Genomic DNA, 17,933 nt, shown 5'->3' with positions numbered 1-17,933 from the left:
TGTGACTATTGTTTCATGAAAATTGTGTTGGCAACCTGTTTGATGGGCAGGTCAATTCCGGTCACCGTCTCCGAATGGCCTATCAAAAGATAGCCGCCGGGCACAAGGCATTTACAAAGCTGGCTCAAAACGTGGGTCTGCGTTTTCTTGTCGAAATAGATCAGAACGTTTCGGCAAAACAGAATGTGAACCGGATCGCCGATTTCGTAGGTCGGGTTCATCAGATTCATTCTCGCAAAACCGACCTTGGAACGAAGCTTGGCGGCAATGCGCACATCGTTCCGGTGCTTTTCTTTGGCTTGCATCACATATTTACGCTTGAATTCCGGCGGCACGGGGTCCACGAGGTCCCGGGGATAGATACCGCTATGCGCTTTCGCCAGAACTTCGGTGGACAGGTCAGTTGCAAGAATGTTGAAATCGGAAATCACGCCTTTTTCAGCGGCGTCGGCCATGATCATCGCCATAGTGTAAGGCTCTGCACCTGTCGAGCATGCCGAGCTCCATGCGCGAACGCGTCCAAAGCCTTTTTTCGCCAAGGCAGGAAGGGCGGATTTGGCCATGAAATCGAAGTGGTTAGGCTCCCGAAAGAAGTCGGTCTTGTTGGTGGTGACAACGTCAATCAGAAATATCGCTTCCGTTTCGATTCCGCCGTGGCGAAACAGATAGTCGCAATAGGAACCGAATGTCGGGTGCCCTGTCGCACGTAAACGCTTGCGCAACCTGCCCTCCAGCATGGACCGCTTTGTTTCCGGCATTTTGATGCCGCAGTAGTCGTAGATGAAACTGGAGAGTTCCCGAAAATCGCGTGTGTTCAGGCTGTCGTCGAAATTTACGCTTACAGCAGTACTCAACTCTTGGATTCCTTTCACGCGGCGCGCATCGGTCCGGCATTGACCTTGGCAAGATCGCTTGCTTCGCCTGAAAACAGCTGTGCAAGATCGATAATGACGACAAAGTCTCCCTCACGACGAACGACGCCTGCGATGTAGCTGGAATTCCAGCGTATGCCGATATCAGGTGCGGTTTCGATTTGGTCGAGATTGAACGGCGTCACCTCGAAAACCTTGTCGGCAACCAAGCCCAAGGCTAGCGCCTTTTCACCGAACGGAATGTCGAGAACCAGTATCCGGGTGTGGGGCGTCTTGATCGTTTTGGACATGCCCAGACGCAGACGAAGATCGATGACGGGAACGCCCTGACCGCGAACGTCGCGCAGACCGAGAAGATAGTCTGGCCCGTGAGGAATTTTAAATGCGTCTTCGTGATCGAGAATTTCGCGGACGACATCCACGGGCACGGCGAAGACTTCCTCACCAAGACTAAAAGTTACGTATTGAGTTTGAGTGGATGGGCTCGCCATTTACGTTTTCTCCAAAGTCCTGGGCATATTCGTCAAGTTGCGCTGTTCAATTGCCGTGCCGGAATGATCCGGCGCGGATGGGCATAAAACCCTCCCGCGCCGGATAGCGTGTGGACATCATGCGGAATGACGGAAATCCTGGTCGTCCGCGTCCGGTCCACCCATGGAAAGATCAAGTGTGAAGCCTTTTGCACGTGCCTGCTGGCCACCGATCGAATTGTCGCTCTGTTTGCGGTTCGCCGTTCTTGATGCTGGCGCGGGTTTATGGATTGGACGGTGCGAATTTTGAGGCTGTGGCTGCGCGCGGGACGCAATCGAGGGGCGGTCAACCTTGAAGAAGGCGATGCTTGCCTGCAACTCTTCAGCCTGTGCTGCCAGCTCTTCCGACGTTGCAGACATTTCCTCGGATGCGCTGGTATTCTGCTGCGTCACCTTGTCGAGCTGCTGGATAGCTTCGTTGATCTGGTTGGCGCCGATATCCTGCTCGCGGCAAGCGGCTGAAATTTCGGCCACCAGTTCTGCCGTCTTTCGGATATCGGGGACCAGGCGGTTCAACATTTCGCCCGCATCGGCGGCGGCCTTTACGGTTTCGCTGGACATGGAGCTGATTTCAGCCGCAGCGGACTGGCTGCGTTCGGCAAGTTTGCGCACTTCAGATGCGACCACCGCAAAGCCCTTGCCATGTTCGCCTGCACGGGCTGCTTCGACAGCGGCGTTGAGGGCGAGAAGGTCTGTCTGACGTGCGATTTCCTGAACGATGGAAATCTTTTCGGCAATGGTGCGCATGGCAATCACAGCCCGGCCAACGGCAGCGCCACTGGCTTCGGCATCGGTAGAAGACTGGCGGGCGATCTTTTCCGTCTGTGCGGCATTTTCAGCGTTCTGGCGGATGTTTGCAGCCATCTGTTCCATCGAAGCGGATGCTTCTTCTGTCGAAGATGCCTGTTCCGTCGCACCCTGTGAGACCTGCTCGGAACTGGCGGACAGTTCCTGGCTTCCCGACGAGACGTTTTCTGCAGCGGAAATCGAGTCCGACACCACGCCGCGAAGGCGTTCGATCATCGTGTTCACATGCTCGAGAAGTGTGCCGATTTCGTCGCGCGTCGTGACAGCGGCCATGGTCGTCAGATTGCCTTCGGAGACATTTCGAACGGAAACGATTGCCTTGTTGAGGCCACGGCTGATGGAGATCGAAATCAAAACGGCAGAAATCAAAGAGATAATGGCGGCCACAATAGCTAGGCTCAACAGCGTCGTGAACGTGCTGTTATAAGCAGCTTCGCTGGCCTTGTCGGAAGCCCCGATACCCTCTTCCGTCAAGACGGCGAGGTTTTCCGTCATAGCATCGAGCTTTTCAGATGCGACTGTTCCGTCGTTCTGATTGAGTTCTAGCGCCTGCTCACGATTATTGGATTTCACCAGATTGATGACGCGATCCTGAAGGGCTATAAAATTACCCCAAAAACTGCGAATTTCTGCCCACTTTGGTTTGAACTCTTCCGACGCACTTTGCTCGCCAGTTGCGAGGGCTTCTGTGAAGTTCTTACGCTCGGTTTCGATCATTACCAACGCATTTTGCATACGCTCAGGCGATGTCGAAAGAAGCAGGTCACTCTCGGCCAAACCAAGACCGTCGAATGCGCCGGCGATGTCATTGGCAACATCGTCCTGATGGATGGGACCGCTAATCATGCTGTCCTTCAGTCCATCCATTTCCCGCAAGCCATTAATGCCGAAGACAGCACATGCCGCCATGAGGAGGACAAGTAGACCAAAGATCAGGCCAAGTTTCAGTTTGATCGTGAACCGCATGATATGTCCTTTAAGAATAGCGCTCGAAGTGATGGGCGTTAAGGGTATTCGCTACCCCTGAATCGCGCTTGGAGTGATGCATTCACTTTTCGCGATAAAATGCGGGACAATCATCGTCGCATCCATATGACGGGCTTGGGGAAAATCTTCCCCAAGCCTATGTCTTTTGATTGTTAGGCGCTTTCGCGGAAGTCCGCGTCGTTGGCATCCGGGCCACCCATCGACATATCAAGCGCGAAACCCTTTGCGCGTGCCTGTTGTGAATGAATGGAGTGGTCCTGTGTCGGGCGGCGCACTGGAGCAGCTGGTTTTGCAGCAGGTCGAGGTGCAGGGGCGGGCGCCCGTGTTTGAGCCTGGGCTCTCGGTCCTGGGCTTGTATTGCCGCGCTCCACTCTAAAGAAGGCGATGCTCGCCTGAAGCTCTTCAGCCTGGGCTGCCAATTCCTCGGAGGTGGCCGACATCTCTTCGGAAGCGCCTGAGTTCTGCTGGGTCACGAGGTCCAGTTGCTGGATCGCCTCATTGATCTGGCTGGCGCCAATATCCTGCTCACGGCATGCGGCAGAGATTTCCGAAACCAGTTCCGCTGTCTTGCGGATATCTGGAACGAGGCGGTTCAACATTTCGCCAGCTTCGGTCGCAACCTGTACCGTAACACCCGACAGAGACGAGATTTCGGCTGCCGCAGCCTGGCTACGTTCTGCAAGTTTGCGAACTTCAGATGCGACGACGGCGAAGCCCTTGCCATGTTCACCCGCGCGGGCGGCTTCAACGGCGGCGTTCAATGCGAGAAGGTCTGTCTGGCGAGCGATTTCCTGAACAATAGAAATCTTCTCGGCGATGGTCCGCATGGCGGTAACTGCACGACCGACAGCCTCGCCACTGGCTTCCGCATCCTTGGAGGACTGGCGTGCGATTTTTTCGGTCTGTGCGGCGTTATCGGCGTTCTGCTTGATGTTGGCTGCCATCTGTTCCATCGAAGCAGATGCTTCTTCGGCAGAAGAGGCCTGCTCGGTGGCACCTTGCGAAAGCTGTTCCGAGCTTGCGGACAGTTCCTGGCTACCGGAAGAGACATTATCGGCGGCGGTCAGCGCATCGGCAACAACGCCGCGAAGACGCTCGACCATGCGCTGCAAGGCAATACCCAGCGTATCCTTGTCGGATAGTGGCGTCGGCGTGATTGTCAGATTACCATCGGCAATTTCGTTCGCCACGCCTGCGGTGTTGCGCAGGTTTCCAGTCATGACGTTGATGCGCGTCACCAGGTCCTTGATTTCGTCGTTCGTTTTGATCTCGACATCCTGGTTGAGGTCACCGATCGAAACGGCTTCCGCAACGACCAAGATCTTACGCAAGCCGCTGCTGATGCCGAGAGCAATCCAAAGAGCCGTGAACACGGCAATGACAACTGAGGCGATCGATGCGCAAACCAGCAGCATGCGCGTTTGCTCGTAGTCGGCAGTGGTGGAGACTTTGGCTTCTTCAAGACGTGCGCGGTTCATCTCGACGCCCTGATCGAGCTTCTGCGTCAGAGCATTTGCGGACACGCGACCGTCTCCCGACGAATAGGTGGACGCGGCAGATGCGTTGCCTTCTTGGATATATTCGCGAACGCGGTCGTCACTGTTTTCGAACGCTTTGGTAATTGCCTGTAGCTCTATCCAGTAGTTGCGCGTCTGGGGGCTGGCTGTGGCCGCCATGTCGGCGATCATCTTGTTCATTTCCGTCCGCGTTTCGTCGCTGGCGGCGATGTGCTTTTGAACTTCCTGGGGCGACGTCGCCAGAATGAGGTTTTTCTGGGAGCGTACGGTCGAAAGTGACAGCGCATTTATCTGGTGTGTCTTGTCCAGACGAACAACGGTGCCGTCCACCACCTCGTCCATTGCGTCCTTGGCCAAGCCGAGGCTGTAAATGCCGTATCCGGCTGTTCCTGCAAGCATCAAGATCAGGAATCCGAATGCGACAGCTAGCTTCATTTTAATGGTAAATCGCATTTTAGAATTCCTTAGAGAGGTCGATGACGTTGTTGCGGGAAGTGCCTTTCACGGATGTGTCCGGCTGTGAGGTGAAGATTGCATTGAGATTCGGAAGAATGACGAACTCGCTGCCGCGTTTGACGAGGCATTTGATGTAGTCGGGACGCCACCGCATTCCAACGCTCGGAGGCTGCTCGCTCGCCGTTCTGGAAAAGGTTGTAACCTCGTAGACCTTATCGGTGCGAAGGCCGACCAATGTTCGCTCACCATCAAGCGGAAGCTCGATGACGATGATGCGGCTATCGATTGTTTTTTCCGCAGCACCCATGCCAAAGGCCAGGCGAATATCCGCCAACGGAATGACTTTGCCGCGAAAGTTGATGACACTGGCCACAAATGGCTTGCTGCCAGGCACCGCGGTTTCTGGCAAAAGATCCAGGATTTCCTGAACCTGAACGGCTTCGATGGCAAAGGTTTCGCCCTCGATGCTGAAGGTGAGAACCTCGAGATCCTCTTGAGAGCCCCAGAGCTCTTCTGGCTGTTTCAATCTAGGCTGGTTCATCCGGCAATACGCATCTGCGCCTCCTGCTGCTGTCCTGCGGTCACGAGGTGTCCGACATCGAGGATGAGGGCGACACTGCCGTCACCGAGAATGGTCGCACCGGAGAATGTTGCAACGTCGTGATGCAGTTTCGACATCGCCTTGATCACCGTCTGGTGGTCTCCGATGATCTGATCGACAACGAGGCCAACGCGCTCTGAACCCGTTGAAATAACGACGACTTTCTGGAACTGGTCAGGCGTCGTGCCGGTATGGAACAGCTCACGAAGGCGAATAAAGGGAACGAGACTTTCGCGCAGCGAGATGAAAGAGCGGCCGCGGGATTTCATGTCGTTTTCAGGCGTCAGCTCAAGGCATTCTTCCACTGCCGACAGGGGAATGACATAGCAGCCAGAACCGACCCGCACCAAAAGACCATCGATGATGGCCAGTGTCAGCGGGATGGCTAGCGTTATCTCGGAACCGGCACCAGGTGTGCTGCTGACGTTGATGGTGCCGCGCAATCCCTCTATCGTCTTTTTCACGACATCCATGCCGACGCCTCGGCCTGAGAGGTTTGTGACCTGCGCTGCCGTGGAGAAACCCGGCTCGAAAATCATCTGTAGAAGTTCCTGATCGGACAAGGTTGCGCCAGCAGCAACAAGACCTGATGATTCAGCCTTCGCTCGCACCCTGTCGCGGTCGATGCCACGACCGTCATCACGGATGGTAATGGTGACGTCGCCGCCAGACTGGCGGGCCACCAGTGTGACCTGACCCGCTGGATTTTTGCCAGCGGCGACACGTTCTTCGGGCGTTTCCAGCCCGTGGTCGCAGGAATTTCGGACGAGGTGCACGAGAGGGTCGGCCAGACGTTCGATCACGACCTTGTCGACCTCGGTGCTTTCCCCTTCGGTCAGAAGTTCGATCTGCTTTCCGGTTTCGCGGGCAAGGTCGTGGACGAGGCGGCGAAAACGACTGAACAATTGCGAGATCGGCACCATGCGAAGCACCATCATGGTGTCGCGAAGTTCACCGGAAAGGCGCTCAACATCTTCAGAAACCGAGCGAAGCTGGATATCGACACTCGTATTGGCCAACTGGGAAAGCCGCGATTGAGCGATCACCAGCTCTCCGACACGATCCATCAATTCGTCAAGACGCTCGGCAGGAACGCGAACATTTTCCGCACTCCTGTTCTGTTTGCCATCGGTATTTGCCTGGGCTGCGGTATTTGCCTTGGCTGCTTCCTCGACCGGTGCCAGCGGCTGGACGATTTCGGTTGCGGGCGCTGGCTCGCTCGAGATTTTTTTGACGTCTATTTCCATGTCGTCCATGACGAAGATGAAAACGTCATCGATGGCCGAGCGTGGTTGATCCGTCGTCAGCGTGATCGCCCAGGAAAGGTACAGATTGGTTGGGTCGATGAGATCAAGCGAGGGAATCGCGCTCGTATTCACGGTAATGGCGCAATCGCCAAGTTCCGCCAACTCATCCAGAAGCCCCAATGGGTTCGTGCCGTTTGCCATGGAGTTTGCAGGCAGGCTGAAATTGATTTGCCACGTTGCGGTAGAGGGCTCATCCGCTTTTGTCGCGGCGACAGTTTGGCCCTTGTGAGGGACGGCTGCGCCGTCTGAACCGACTGCGGCTTGTAATTTTGCCAGCAGGCGATCGCCTGTTTCTGGAAAAGCCGTGGCCGGATTATCAACGAGGCGGCGCATGTGGTCCTGCGCCTCGAGCACTGCCGCGATCAGTTCGCTACTGGCGGGAACTTCACCCTTGCGGACGCGGTCGAACGCGGTTTCACAGTGGTGGGTGAAGGCGGCCAAGGCTTCGAAACCAAACATGGCTCCGGACCCCTTGAGGGTATGCAGGCCGCGAAACACGGCGTCGATCTGTCCTTGGTTGGACAGGTCATGCAACAGGTCCAGCAAGCCGCTTTCGATCTGTTCGAAAAGCTCGGCTGCCTCTGTTCTGAAAACCTGAATGGGGTCCAGTATGTTCATCTACCAAGAACCTTTTTAACGATTTTGACGAGGTTTTCAGGATCGAAAGGCTTGGTGACCCAACCCGTCGCGCCTGCGGCTTTCGCCCGAGCCTTCATGTCCGCGTCTGATTCCGTGGTCAGGAATATGATGGGTATGCCGGTATGGGCTGGCGACTGCCTCAAGGCTTCGATCATTTCCAGGCCGTTCATGTTCGGCATGTTCAGATCGGTGACGATAATATCGAAAGAACCGGCCTTCGCCTTCGTCAGTCCATCCGCGCCATCGACCGCTTCCGTCACGTGATAACCTGCATTTGTCAGTGCGATTTTGGTCGTCATTCTGATGCTGGCAGAGTCATCGACGGTAAGAATATTGGCGCTCATTGAATTTCCTTTCCATGCAGCCAGAAGAGGCGAGAGGCCTCGTCCATATTCGTGAGAAACCCGCCCCGGCGAAGGGTATCGACGACACCTGGTGAGGCTGGTTTCGTGAGGGTGATGTACTTGCCGTTCGCACGTGCATAGACCCTCGAGGCTTCGATGAGCTGGATGAAGCTCAAATCGGTATGGGCATCTGAGGGAATGTCGATAGTGACGGCTTTATGCATCTGAAGCGCGTCAAGCAGGCTCTCATGCACGGTCGCGATTCCGCGTATGGAGAGCGAGGGAGGCAAATTGAGTATTTCTGGCGTCATCAGTTCCTACTTCCCGGCTGTCTTGAATTCTGGCCAGCGAAAATCGCCCGTCACGTGTCTTGCGACGCTGAATCCGCCAGTGCTGTCTGACATTTCCGCATCGATGTATGTTTTGGAGATTTGTGCCTGTCTGGCTATGTTGCGGCGCACGAGCACGGCGTTGCCGCTGAAAACACCAAGGTGTTTGTCGATTGCTGCACGAACAGCTTTCGAACTTCCGTGGTGTTCAGACACAGCCATGACAACGCCGTCTTTGCAAAAGCAAGAAAGCGATCCAAATCCATTCATTTTTTGAAGTTCGGGCAGGCTTCATGCGACCCGGCACGATAACGGTACAATCCAACGATTAATCGTTATGTCTCGTAGCTGTTCATCATATTCGACTATTTGTAGGGGTGTAGTGGTTAAGGCACGGTTAATCACGGTTGCGATTAGTGGTGGTATTTTAAGAGTTGTGATTAAACTGTGGTAATATGCTGTTTTTCTGCAATGACAATATTTTTACTACCTTAGATACATATTTTATGTTCATGTTGCAGGTGTCTACGTTTGATTTTGGTCGAGTTCGCTGCGCCATGAACGTTGGAACACTTGTGTGTCATGATCATACCGCCACATGACTCTGAAGCATATTTTCCCTGATTGTAGGTGGTTGAAACCATTAAACGGCTGTCTTGGTGCCGACAGATTGTATTTTACGGTAATGCCCCTCACGCCGTAATTTTTAAATCGGACAAATCATTGAAATAAAAGGTTTATTTTGATTTTTATTTTTTTTGGCTGATGCTGTTGCAGAACCAGGATGTTTCGCATAGGCTTTTACGGCAACGTTTCAGTGAGGGAGGAGACTCATGCGCATACGTTCTATTTTGGCTGCCTTGGCGGCCGGTGTCATGTTACCTGCAGGTATTGCGGGGGCCACTGACTTGGAAGTGACGCACTGGTGGACATCGGGCAGTGAAGCTGCTGCGGTGGGAGAGCTAGCCAAGGCGTTTGATGCAACCGGAAATAAGTGGGTGGATGGTGCGATAGCTGGCTCAGGCGGCACTGCCCGCCCAATCATGATCAGCCGCATAACCGGTGGTGACCCGATGGGCGCCACGCAGTTCAATCACGGTCGTCAAGCAGAAGAGCTTGCGCAATCTGGATTGATGCGGGATCTCACGGATGTCGCTGAAAAAGGCAAATGGAAAGACGTCATCAAGCCAGCAAGCTTGCTCGACAGCTGCACAATAGACGGTAAAATATACTGTGCGCCCGTCAATATTCACTCATGGCAATGGCTGTGGCTTTCCAACGCCGCTTTCAAGACCGCTGGCGTAGAAGTTCCGAAAAACTGGACCGAGTTCATCGCGGCTGGCCCAGCGCTTCAGAAAGCCGGAATACAGCCTTTGGCTCTCGGTGGGCAAGCATGGCAGGCGAATGGTCTGTTCGATACGCTGGTCATTTCGATGGGCGGCAAGGACCTTTACGAAAAGGTCTATAAGGACAAGGACGCCGAGGTTGCGGCGGGCCCTGACATGCAGAAGATTTTCGCTGCTGCCGATGAAGCGCGCAAGCTTGCCAAGGGCTCGAATGTTCAGGACTGGAACCAGGCGACCAACATGGTCATCACCGGCAAGGCGGGTGGTCAGGTCATGGGTGACTGGGCGCAAGGCGAGTTTCAGCTTGCCAACATGAAAGCAGGAACCGACTACACCTGCCTTCCGGGCCTGGGTCTGAACGAATATCTGACCACGGGCGGTGATGCGTTTTATTTCCCACTGCTGAAAGACGATGCGAAGTCGAAGGCGCAGGAAGTTCTTGCCGAAGTGATCGTTGATCCCAAAACCCAGCTTGCATTCAACCTGAAGAAGGGCTCGCTTCCCATCAGAGGCGATGTCGACTTAGGCACGGCTAATGACTGCATGAAAAAGGGTCTGGCGATTCTCGCCAAGGGCAACGCCCTGACAAGCACGGATCAGCTCATTTCCGCCGATACGCAAAAGCAGAAGGAAGATTTGATGGCGGAATTCTTCGCCAATTCATCTCTGACGGCTGAAGCTGCGCAGAAGCGCTTCGCTGATATCATCGGTTCCGCTGACTGATAGCTTGCCTGTGTGCGGTGGTTTAACATGCCGCCGCAGGCACCTCCTTGCCAGACATGGAGCGCATTGGCGCGTCTGGAAACTGTGCGGCGGGATATGCTTTCAAGGCTACCCGCGGCACGATCAACCTCTACGATTGATAAGGAGTGGGGCATGGCAGTGAAAAGCCATTCTGGTCGTCCAAACCAGCTATTCCGCAATCTGAATTCAAAGATTGCATCTATCCCTATGATCCTGACCGCGATGGTCATCTTCATGGGCGGAACGATCTGGACAGTCGTTTATTCCTTCACCAATTCGAAGCTCTTGCCGCGTGCAACCTTCATCGGTTTCGAGCAATATGAGCGCCTTTGGGCCGCGCCTCGCTGGATCATCTCGATCCAGAATCTGGCCATATACGGCATTCTTTCTCTGATTTTCAGCCTAGTGATCGGCTTTGTGCTGGCAGCGCTGATGGATCAGAAAATCCGTTTTGAAAATACCTTCAGAACCATTTTCCTTTATCCTTTCGCTTTGTCTTTCATCGTTACCGGCCTTGTTTGGCAGTGGCTGTTGAACCCGGAATTCGGCATCCAAGCCGTCGTTCGGTCCCTTGGCTGGGAAAGCTTTACATTCGACCCGCTCTATAATTCGGATTTCGTCATTTATGGCATCCTGATTGCGGCACTCTGGCAGGGAACGGGTCTCGTCATGTGCCTTATGCTCGCGGGTCTGCGCGGTATCGATGAGGACATCTGGAAGGCCTCGCGGGTTGACGGTATCCCGATGTGGAAGACCTATATTCTCATCGTCATTCCCATGATGCGCCCGGTTTTCATCACCACGCTCGTGATTATCGCCAGTGGTATCGTCAAGGTCTACGATCTGGTCGTGGCACAGACCAGCGGTGGACCCGGCATCGCCTCCGAAGTCCCTGCGAAATATGTCTATGACTACATGTTTCAGGCACAGAATCTGGGGCAGGGCTTTGCAGCGTCCACGATGATGTTGCTCACCGTCGCCATCATCGTCGTCCCATGGGCCTATCTCGAATTCGGAGGGCGCAAACGTGGCTAATATTTCGACGCTCAATACGGTCGCTGCCGGAGTGGACCCCGTGTCCTCTCAACTTGGCGGCCCACGCGGACGCAAGCCGCGCAAGCGCATATCCCGACGTAATATCATCCTCTACGGCAGCCTGTTCGTCGCCGCGCTCTATTACCTGCTGCCGCTTTACGTGATGATAGTGACATCGCTGAAAGGCATGCCCGAAATTCGCATGGGCAACATTTTTGCCCCGCCGATGGAAATTACCTTCGAGCCTTGGGTCAAGGCGTGGTCCAATGCCTGCACGGGTTTGAACTGCGATGGTCTTTCTCGCGGTTTCTGGAACTCGGTGCGCATCATGATCCCATCGACCTTCGTGTCGATCCTGATTGCTTCCGTCAGCGGCTATGCGCTGGCCAACTGGAAGTTCAAAGGCTCTGAGTTTTTCTTTTCCATTCTCATCATCGGAGCCTTCATTCCCTATCAGGTCATGATTTATCCGATCGTGATCGTGCTGCGCGAATTGGGTGTCTACGGAACATTGACCGGCCTCATCATCGTTCACACCATTTTCGGCATGCCGATTCTTACCCTGCTGTTTCGTAACTACTTCGCCGGACTGCCGGAGGAGTTGTTCAAAGCGGCGCGTATCGATGGTGCGAATTTCTGGCAAATCTATTTCCGCATCATGGCGCCCATGTCGCTACCGATTTTCGTGGTGGCGATGATCCTGCAGGTCACGGGCATCTGGAACGACTTTCTCTTCGGCGTCGTGTTCACAAGACCGGAATATTATCCGATGACGGTTCAGCTCAACAATATCGTCAACTCGGTTCAGGGCGTGAAGGAATACAACGTCAATATGGCGGCCACCCTACTGACCGGTGCCGTTCCGCTGTTCGTCTATTTCGTTTCAGGTAGACTTTTTGTCCGCGGCATCGCCGCAGGCGCAGTCAAGGGTTAAGCTTCATGAATAAAAGCGTCTCCATTCGCGACCTGTCCCTGTCATTTGGCGCGGTCAACGTGCTCTCAGACCTCAACCTCGATATTTATGAAGGGGAGTTCCTCGTCCTTCTCGGCTCGTCCGGTTGTGGGAAGTCCACTTTGCTCAATTGCATCGCCGGTTTGCTGGAACCGACCGACGGACAAATCTTCATCAAGGACAGAAACGTCACCTGGGAAGAGCCGAAAGATCGCGGCATCGGCATGGTGTTCCAGTCTTACGCCCTCTACCCACAGATGACGGTGGAAAAGAACCTGTCCTTCGGTTTGCAGGTCGCCAAAGTTCCGAAGGAAGAAATCGACAAGCGCGTCAAGCGCGCCGCCGGTATTCTCCAGATCGAACCGCTGTTGAAACGCAAACCCGCAGAACTTTCCGGCGGCCAACGGCAGCGTGTGGCCATTGGACGTGCGCTGGTACGAGACGTCGATGTATTCCTGTTCGATGAACCCCTCTCCAACCTCGACGCCAAGTTGCGTTCTGAACTGCGCGTGGAAATCAAGCGGCTTCATCAGGCGCTGAAAAACACAATGATCTATGTCACGCACGACCAGATCGAGGCGCTGACGCTGGCAGACCGGATCGCGATCATGAAAAGCGGTGTCATTCAGCAGTTGGATGATCCGATCTCGATCTACAACAAGCCGAAAAACCTTTTTGTGGCGGGTTTCATCGGTTCACCTTCGATGAACTTCCTGCGCGGCGAACTGGTTGAAAAGGACGGTAAAGTTCTTTTCGTCACCAACGGCGTCAGCTTCACGCTGGATGGATATGACGCTTCGTCTGCACTCAATCCGGGCACCTCGGCTGTGCTTGGCGTAAGGCCGGAACATGTGCGGGTCGATAGCGATATCACCAGCGGCGAAATCCACGATGCTGTCGTCGATATCGAAGAACCGATGGGTGCGGATAACCTGATCTGGCTGAAGCTTGCCGGACATACACTGTCAGTTCGTGTCGGCGGCCATAGACGCTTTGCACCTGGCACCAAGGTCAAACTCGCCTTCGATATGTCGATGGCCTCGCTTTTCGATGCGGCAACAGAAGATCGCATCTGAACACAAACACATTTCCACCGGACACAGTCCCAATGTCAGGAGAGACACATGACGAAACTCGGTTTCCAACTCTATAGCGCCCGCAATTTTCCGCCCCTTTCGGATGTTTTAAAGAAATTATCGGCGGCGGGATATGCCCACGTCGAAGGGTTCGGCGGCATTTATGGCGCGATGGACGATGCAGCCTTGAAGGCACTGCGCAGCGATCTCGATGCGAACAATCTGACCATGCCGACAGGACATTTCGGTCTCGATATGCTGGAAGGAGAGCCACAGAAAGCGCTCAACATCGCGAAAATTCTGGGCATTCAGGCGATCTATTGCCCCTATCTCTTGCCCGATCAGCGTCCAAGCGATGCCGCGGGCTGGCTTTCCTTCGGCAAGCGCCTACAAGACGCTGCCAAGCCTTTTCGTGATGCGGGCCTTGCATTTGGTTGGCACAACCATGATTTCGAATTCGTAAAGCTGGACGACGGCTCCACGCCGCAGGATCAGATTTTTGCCGGTGGACCTGAGCTGGAATGGGAAGCAGACATCGCCTGGATCATCCGCGGAAAAGCTGATCCGTTCGAGTGGATCGAGCGCTATGCCAGCCGCATCACCGCAGTGCATGTCAAGGATATCGCACCAGCGGGTGAAAATACCGACGAGGACGGTTGGGCAGATGTCGGTCAAGGAACCGTGGATTGGAAGGGGCTTGTGGACGTGCTGAAGAAGACTGCCGTCAAATATTACGTGGTCGAGCACGATAATCCCAAAGATGTAGACCAACTGATCACGCGTTCCATCGCATCCTTCAATACGTATTAATTCACCAATCTGGAGTTTCAGACATGGCCAAGGAACTTGGCGTCGGCATCATTGGATGCGGCAATATTTCAACGACCTATTTTTCCCTCTCACCGCTCTTCAGAGGATTGAAAGTTCTCGCCTGCGCCGATCTCAACCGCAGCGCGGCGGAATTGAGAGCCGAAGAGTATGATGTAAAAGCTCAGTCCATCGAAGAGTTGCTTCAAAACGACGAAATCGATGTGGTTGTGAACCTCACCATTCCGGCAGCGCATTTTTCCGTTTCGAAAGCCATTCTCGAGGCTGGTAAACACGTCTACTCGGAAAAACCCCTTGTCCTGACCCTTGAGGAGGGCGAGGAACTGCGGCGTCTCGCCACGAAAAAAAATCTGGCTGTCGGTTGCGCGCCTGATACGTTCCTGGGCGGTGCGCACCAACTCGCCCGCAAATACATCGATGAAGGCGGCATCGGGCGTATCACATCAGGCACATGCCACGTTATGAGCCCCGGAATGGAAATGTGGCATCCCAATCCCGGCTTCTTCTTCCTTGAAGGTGGCGGACCAATCCTGGATTTGGGGCCGTACTACATCGCCAATCTCATCAACCTCATCGGCCCGGTCAAACGCGTTGGCGCTTTGACCTCCATGGCAAACCCCACCCGTACAGTGACCAGCCAGCCGCTGAACGGCCAGACGATCCCCGTGGAAACACCGACGAACATCCATGCTTTGCTGGAATTCGTAAACGGGGCGACGATCACGTTGTCGGCCAGCTGGGATGTATGGTCGCACCGCCACGCCAATATGGAGCTTTATGGCACCGATGGCTCGATCTATGTGCCGGATCCCAACTTCTTCGGCGGTGTCGTGGAAGCCAGTGGTCGAGACAAGGATATCAAGCCGCTGGAAAACTGGGAGCATCCATTTGGCATTGCCAATCAGGAAAGCCCGCAGGGCCCGCGCGCGAATTATCGCACCGCCGGTCTTGCCGACATGGCACTCGCGCTGATCGAGGGCCGCGACGCCCGTTGCTCGCTGGATCGCTCGCTACACGGTATCGATGTCATGACGGCCATCCTGAAATCTGGTGAAGAAGGCCGCTTCATCGAGTTGAGCACAACCTGCACCCAGCCAGCGGCTTTGGGTATTGAGGAAGCGCAGGCGCTGCTACGTTAAACAAAAAATGGCGGATACTCCCAAGGTGTCCGCCATTTCAGGCTGCAGGCTCATGTGTCAGAATATCCGTCCTCACGGTGGCCTTCAGCGGCAGATGATCTGAGGCGACGCGAGACAAGGCGCTGTTATGCGCTGTGACATTGTCGATCAACCCCGTGCGGTTGGAGATAATCCGATCGAGGGCCAACACAGGCATACCTGCGGGAAAGCTGGGAACGGCGGGCGGCAATGTTCCAAAGGCATCGCGAAACGTATTGAGCGAAGAGCCATTGCCCAGCCGCCATTCATTGAGATCTCCCAGCAGAATGGTCGGCTGTTTGTCTCTTTCATCCAGTAGTTCTACCAGAGCCTTTGCCTGTTGCGCCCGCGAGTGCCGCAGCAGTCCGAAATGGGCGGCGATGATGCGCAGCGTGCCACCCTGTTTCAATTCCAGCTCAACCACCAACGCGCCGCGTGGCTCAAGCCCCGGTAGCTTCAGCGGATGCACATCACGAACGGCACCTTCCTTGAACAAAACGACGTTGCCGTGCCAGCCATGCGCCTTTGTACCGGCGGCGACGGGAACAGGTGACAGACCACACTCCCGCTCCAGCCGGATCAGGTCGAGCAAGCCTGTGCGTTCTCCAAAACGGCTGTCTGCTTCCTGGAGGGCGATTATGTCCGCGCCGATTTCCTGAATGACATGGCTTGTGCGATCCGGGTCGAATTTGCGGTCTCGACCCACACATTTGTGAACATTATAGGAAGCAATGACAGGAAAGCCGTTTTCCCCGCACGGGTCACTACCGGTTGGACGTTTTTTGCGGTTGCGAAAAGAGTTCACCAGAACGGACGACAGGCTCTCGGGCTTCGCTCGTATCGTTTTTTTATCTGGCATCACCGAACCCAATTCCAATTTGCTTAGTCGTCGGCGCTGCCGCATCCAGACGTCTTGTAACGCATGTTATAGATATGGCGACGCAAGCCATAGGACCCTTTCGAAAAGCCGTAGCAGGAATGGCCGCGCGCGCAACTCTTCCAGCTTCACTTGCCTTGCAGTTTCCATCGCCGCCGCGAAGCGTTCGGATATGGAATTTGCAAAGCCTTCATCGATAACTTCTATGTCCACCTCAAAGTTCAATCTCAATGAGCGGGGATCGAGATTGGACGAGCCGACATAGGACCAGCGGTCATCGATCACCAGCAGCTTCGAGTGATTGAAAGGGCCTGTCGCCCGCCAGATCCGACAATAGCTTTTCAGCATCTGGTCGAATTGCGCCGTCATTGCGTGGTCGACAAGGGTCAGATTGTTGTTTGCGGGCACGATAATATCGACCTGCACCCCGCGTCTGGCAGCCGTCGTCAGTGCTGAAATCAGCTCTCTGTCTGGCAGGAAATAGGGGGACATGATGCGGATGGACGACCGTGCGATGGAAAACGCCCCCATCAGCATTTTATGGCTGGTTTCGATGCTGTTGTCCGGCCCGGATGGCACCACGCGGCCAAGTACCGGAGAGCCGGGGTCACCTTCGGGTAGCGTAACATCCCAGACAGGGCCATCCAGCAACTCACGCGTCGTAAATCGCCAGTCTTCGGCGGCAACTGTGAAAAGGTCGGCAACGAGCGGGCCGGTTACCCTGAAATGCGTATCGCGTGAGTGTCTGTCGCCGGAAAACTCCTGCGTAAAGCCTTCGCGAATATTCATGCCACCGGTAAAGGCTGTTCGGCCATCGACAACCAAAATCTTGCGGTGTGTGCGCAAGTTCGCGTAGGGCAAGCGCAGGCCGACGATAACATTGCCATTGAAGACGGCCGCCTTGATGCCAACCTTTTTGAGGGCCGGCAGGATGCTGGGAACAGAGTAGCGGGCTCCGACTGCATCGACCAGCACGCGTACCTCGACACCGCGGTTTTGCGCGTCTGACAAAGCCTCCACGAAGCGCTGTCCGATCATGTCCTGATCGAAGATATAGGTCTCCAGAACAATGGATCGCTTGGCATTGGATATGGCCTCAACCATCGCCGTGTAAGCTTCGTCGCCAGAGGATAGTGGCTCAATGGTGTTTCCTGTGGTCAAGGCATTGCGTGTCACCCGATCGCCTACGTTTTTCATGGCTAGGAAACGACGGCCGAACCGGGCGATCACCAGATCATCATCGGTATCGAAAAGGGCGACGCGGTCCATGATGGTTCCGTGCATCAAAGAGCGCTGTTGGCCAAGAGAACTGCGGCGGATACGGTTTATACCGGCAACGGCATAGATTGCGGCACCCACGAAAGGCGAAAGCAGAATGACACCGACCCAACCCAGTGCAGTGCGCACTTCCTGTTTGGTCATGGTCGCGTGGATAGCAGCACTTGCTCCCATGATAATCGACAGTGTCGCCAGTATATGCGGCCAATAAGTGGTAAAGAGATCAAACATATAGAGAATATAATGGAGTT

Annotated in this window: 17 protein-coding genes; 6 read left to right on the top strand and 11 right to left on the bottom strand. The window is 54.8% G+C overall.

Annotated elements, in window-relative coordinates:
- Positions 1–5 precede the first annotated feature (5 nt).
- From ATO67_RS17415 to ATO67_RS17375, 9 genes are all read right to left on the bottom strand, one after another.
- Positions 6–854 (bottom strand): CheR family methyltransferase, encoded by an 849-nt coding sequence (locus tag ATO67_RS17415; RefSeq protein WP_067652251.1) that lies wholly within the window; start codon positions 852–854, stop codon positions 6–8.
- Between the two features lie 14 nt (positions 855–868).
- Positions 869–1,363: a chemotaxis protein CheW gene (locus ATO67_RS17410; protein ID WP_067652248.1), complete on the bottom strand. Its 495-nt coding sequence runs from the start codon at positions 1,361–1,363 to the stop codon at positions 869–871.
- A gap of 117 nt (positions 1,364–1,480) precedes the next feature.
- Positions 1,481–3,175, bottom strand: coding sequence for a methyl-accepting chemotaxis protein (locus ATO67_RS17405; RefSeq protein ID WP_067652245.1), 1,695 nt, complete (start codon positions 3,173–3,175; stop codon positions 1,481–1,483).
- A 173-nt stretch (positions 3,176–3,348) separates the two neighbouring features.
- Positions 3,349–5,166 (bottom strand): methyl-accepting chemotaxis protein, encoded by a 1,818-nt coding sequence (locus ATO67_RS17400; protein ID WP_067652242.1) that lies wholly within the window; start codon positions 5,164–5,166, stop codon positions 3,349–3,351.
- A gap of 1 nt (position 5,167) precedes the next feature.
- Positions 5,168–5,710 (bottom strand): chemotaxis protein CheW, encoded by a 543-nt coding sequence (locus tag ATO67_RS17395; RefSeq protein WP_067652239.1) that lies wholly within the window; start codon positions 5,708–5,710, stop codon positions 5,168–5,170.
- On the bottom strand, positions 5,707–7,695 hold the full coding sequence (locus tag ATO67_RS17390) for a chemotaxis protein CheA (RefSeq protein ID WP_067652236.1): 1,989 nt from the start codon (positions 7,693–7,695) through the stop codon (positions 5,707–5,709). The genes ATO67_RS17395 and ATO67_RS17390 overlap by 4 nt, the downstream gene beginning before the upstream one ends.
- A complete protein-coding gene (locus tag ATO67_RS17385; protein WP_067652233.1) occupies positions 7,692–8,060 on the bottom strand; it encodes a response regulator in 369 nt (122 codons plus the stop codon). Before ATO67_RS17385 ends, ATO67_RS17390 begins: the two co-directional genes overlap by 4 nt.
- Entirely contained in the window at positions 8,057–8,371 is a 315-nt protein-coding gene (locus ATO67_RS17380; RefSeq protein WP_067652231.1) for an STAS domain-containing protein, read from the bottom strand. Before ATO67_RS17380 ends, ATO67_RS17385 begins: the two co-directional genes overlap by 4 nt.
- 6 nt (positions 8,372–8,377) lie before the next feature.
- Complete coding sequence (locus tag ATO67_RS17375; protein ID WP_157940922.1) at positions 8,378–8,611, bottom strand: hypothetical protein; 234 nt, start codon at positions 8,609–8,611, stop codon at positions 8,378–8,380.
- 611 nt (positions 8,612–9,222) lie between these two features.
- Between ATO67_RS17375 and ATO67_RS17370 the strand changes: the two genes are divergently transcribed.
- From ATO67_RS17370 to ATO67_RS17345, 6 genes are all read left to right on the top strand, one after another.
- Positions 9,223–10,458, top strand: a complete 1,236-nt coding sequence (locus tag ATO67_RS17370; protein ID WP_067652225.1) for an ABC transporter substrate-binding protein — start codon at positions 9,223–9,225, stop codon at positions 10,456–10,458.
- Between the two features lie 153 nt (positions 10,459–10,611).
- The gene (locus tag ATO67_RS17365; RefSeq protein WP_067652222.1) at positions 10,612–11,514 is read left to right on the top strand and encodes a carbohydrate ABC transporter permease; all 903 of its coding nucleotides are present in this window, start codon (positions 10,612–10,614) and stop codon (positions 11,512–11,514) included.
- Complete coding sequence (locus tag ATO67_RS17360) at positions 11,507–12,448, top strand: carbohydrate ABC transporter permease (RefSeq protein WP_067652218.1); 942 nt, start codon at positions 11,507–11,509, stop codon at positions 12,446–12,448. The genes ATO67_RS17365 and ATO67_RS17360 overlap by 8 nt, the downstream gene beginning before the upstream one ends.
- Positions 12,449–12,453: 5 nt before the next feature.
- Entirely contained in the window at positions 12,454–13,542 is a 1,089-nt protein-coding gene (locus ATO67_RS17355) for an ABC transporter ATP-binding protein (RefSeq protein ID WP_067652214.1), read from the top strand.
- A gap of 48 nt (positions 13,543–13,590) precedes the next feature.
- Entirely contained in the window at positions 13,591–14,352 is a 762-nt protein-coding gene (locus ATO67_RS17350; RefSeq protein ID WP_067652211.1) for a sugar phosphate isomerase/epimerase family protein, read from the top strand.
- Positions 14,353–14,375: 23 nt separating this feature from the next.
- The gene (locus ATO67_RS17345; RefSeq protein WP_067652208.1) at positions 14,376–15,509 is read left to right on the top strand and encodes a Gfo/Idh/MocA family protein; all 1,134 of its coding nucleotides are present in this window, start codon (positions 14,376–14,378) and stop codon (positions 15,507–15,509) included.
- Between the two features lie 37 nt (positions 15,510–15,546).
- On the opposite strand, the gene ATO67_RS17340 is transcribed toward ATO67_RS17345, so the two are convergent.
- Complete coding sequence (locus ATO67_RS17340) at positions 15,547–16,386, bottom strand: endonuclease/exonuclease/phosphatase family protein (protein WP_425352229.1); 840 nt, start codon at positions 16,384–16,386, stop codon at positions 15,547–15,549.
- Positions 16,387–16,452: 66 nt separating this feature from the next.
- Entirely contained in the window at positions 16,453–17,913 is a 1,461-nt protein-coding gene (locus ATO67_RS17335) for a phospholipase D-like domain-containing protein (protein ID WP_067652203.1), read from the bottom strand.
- Positions 17,914–17,933: the final 20 nt, after the last annotated feature.

It is taken from the genome of Agrobacterium bohemicum (assembly GCF_001562555.1).
Lineage (GTDB): Bacteria > Pseudomonadota > Alphaproteobacteria > Rhizobiales > Rhizobiaceae > Agrobacterium > Agrobacterium bohemicum.
Note: the sequence above shows the minus strand (reverse complement) of the source record. Positions and strands in the feature narration are given on the sequence as shown.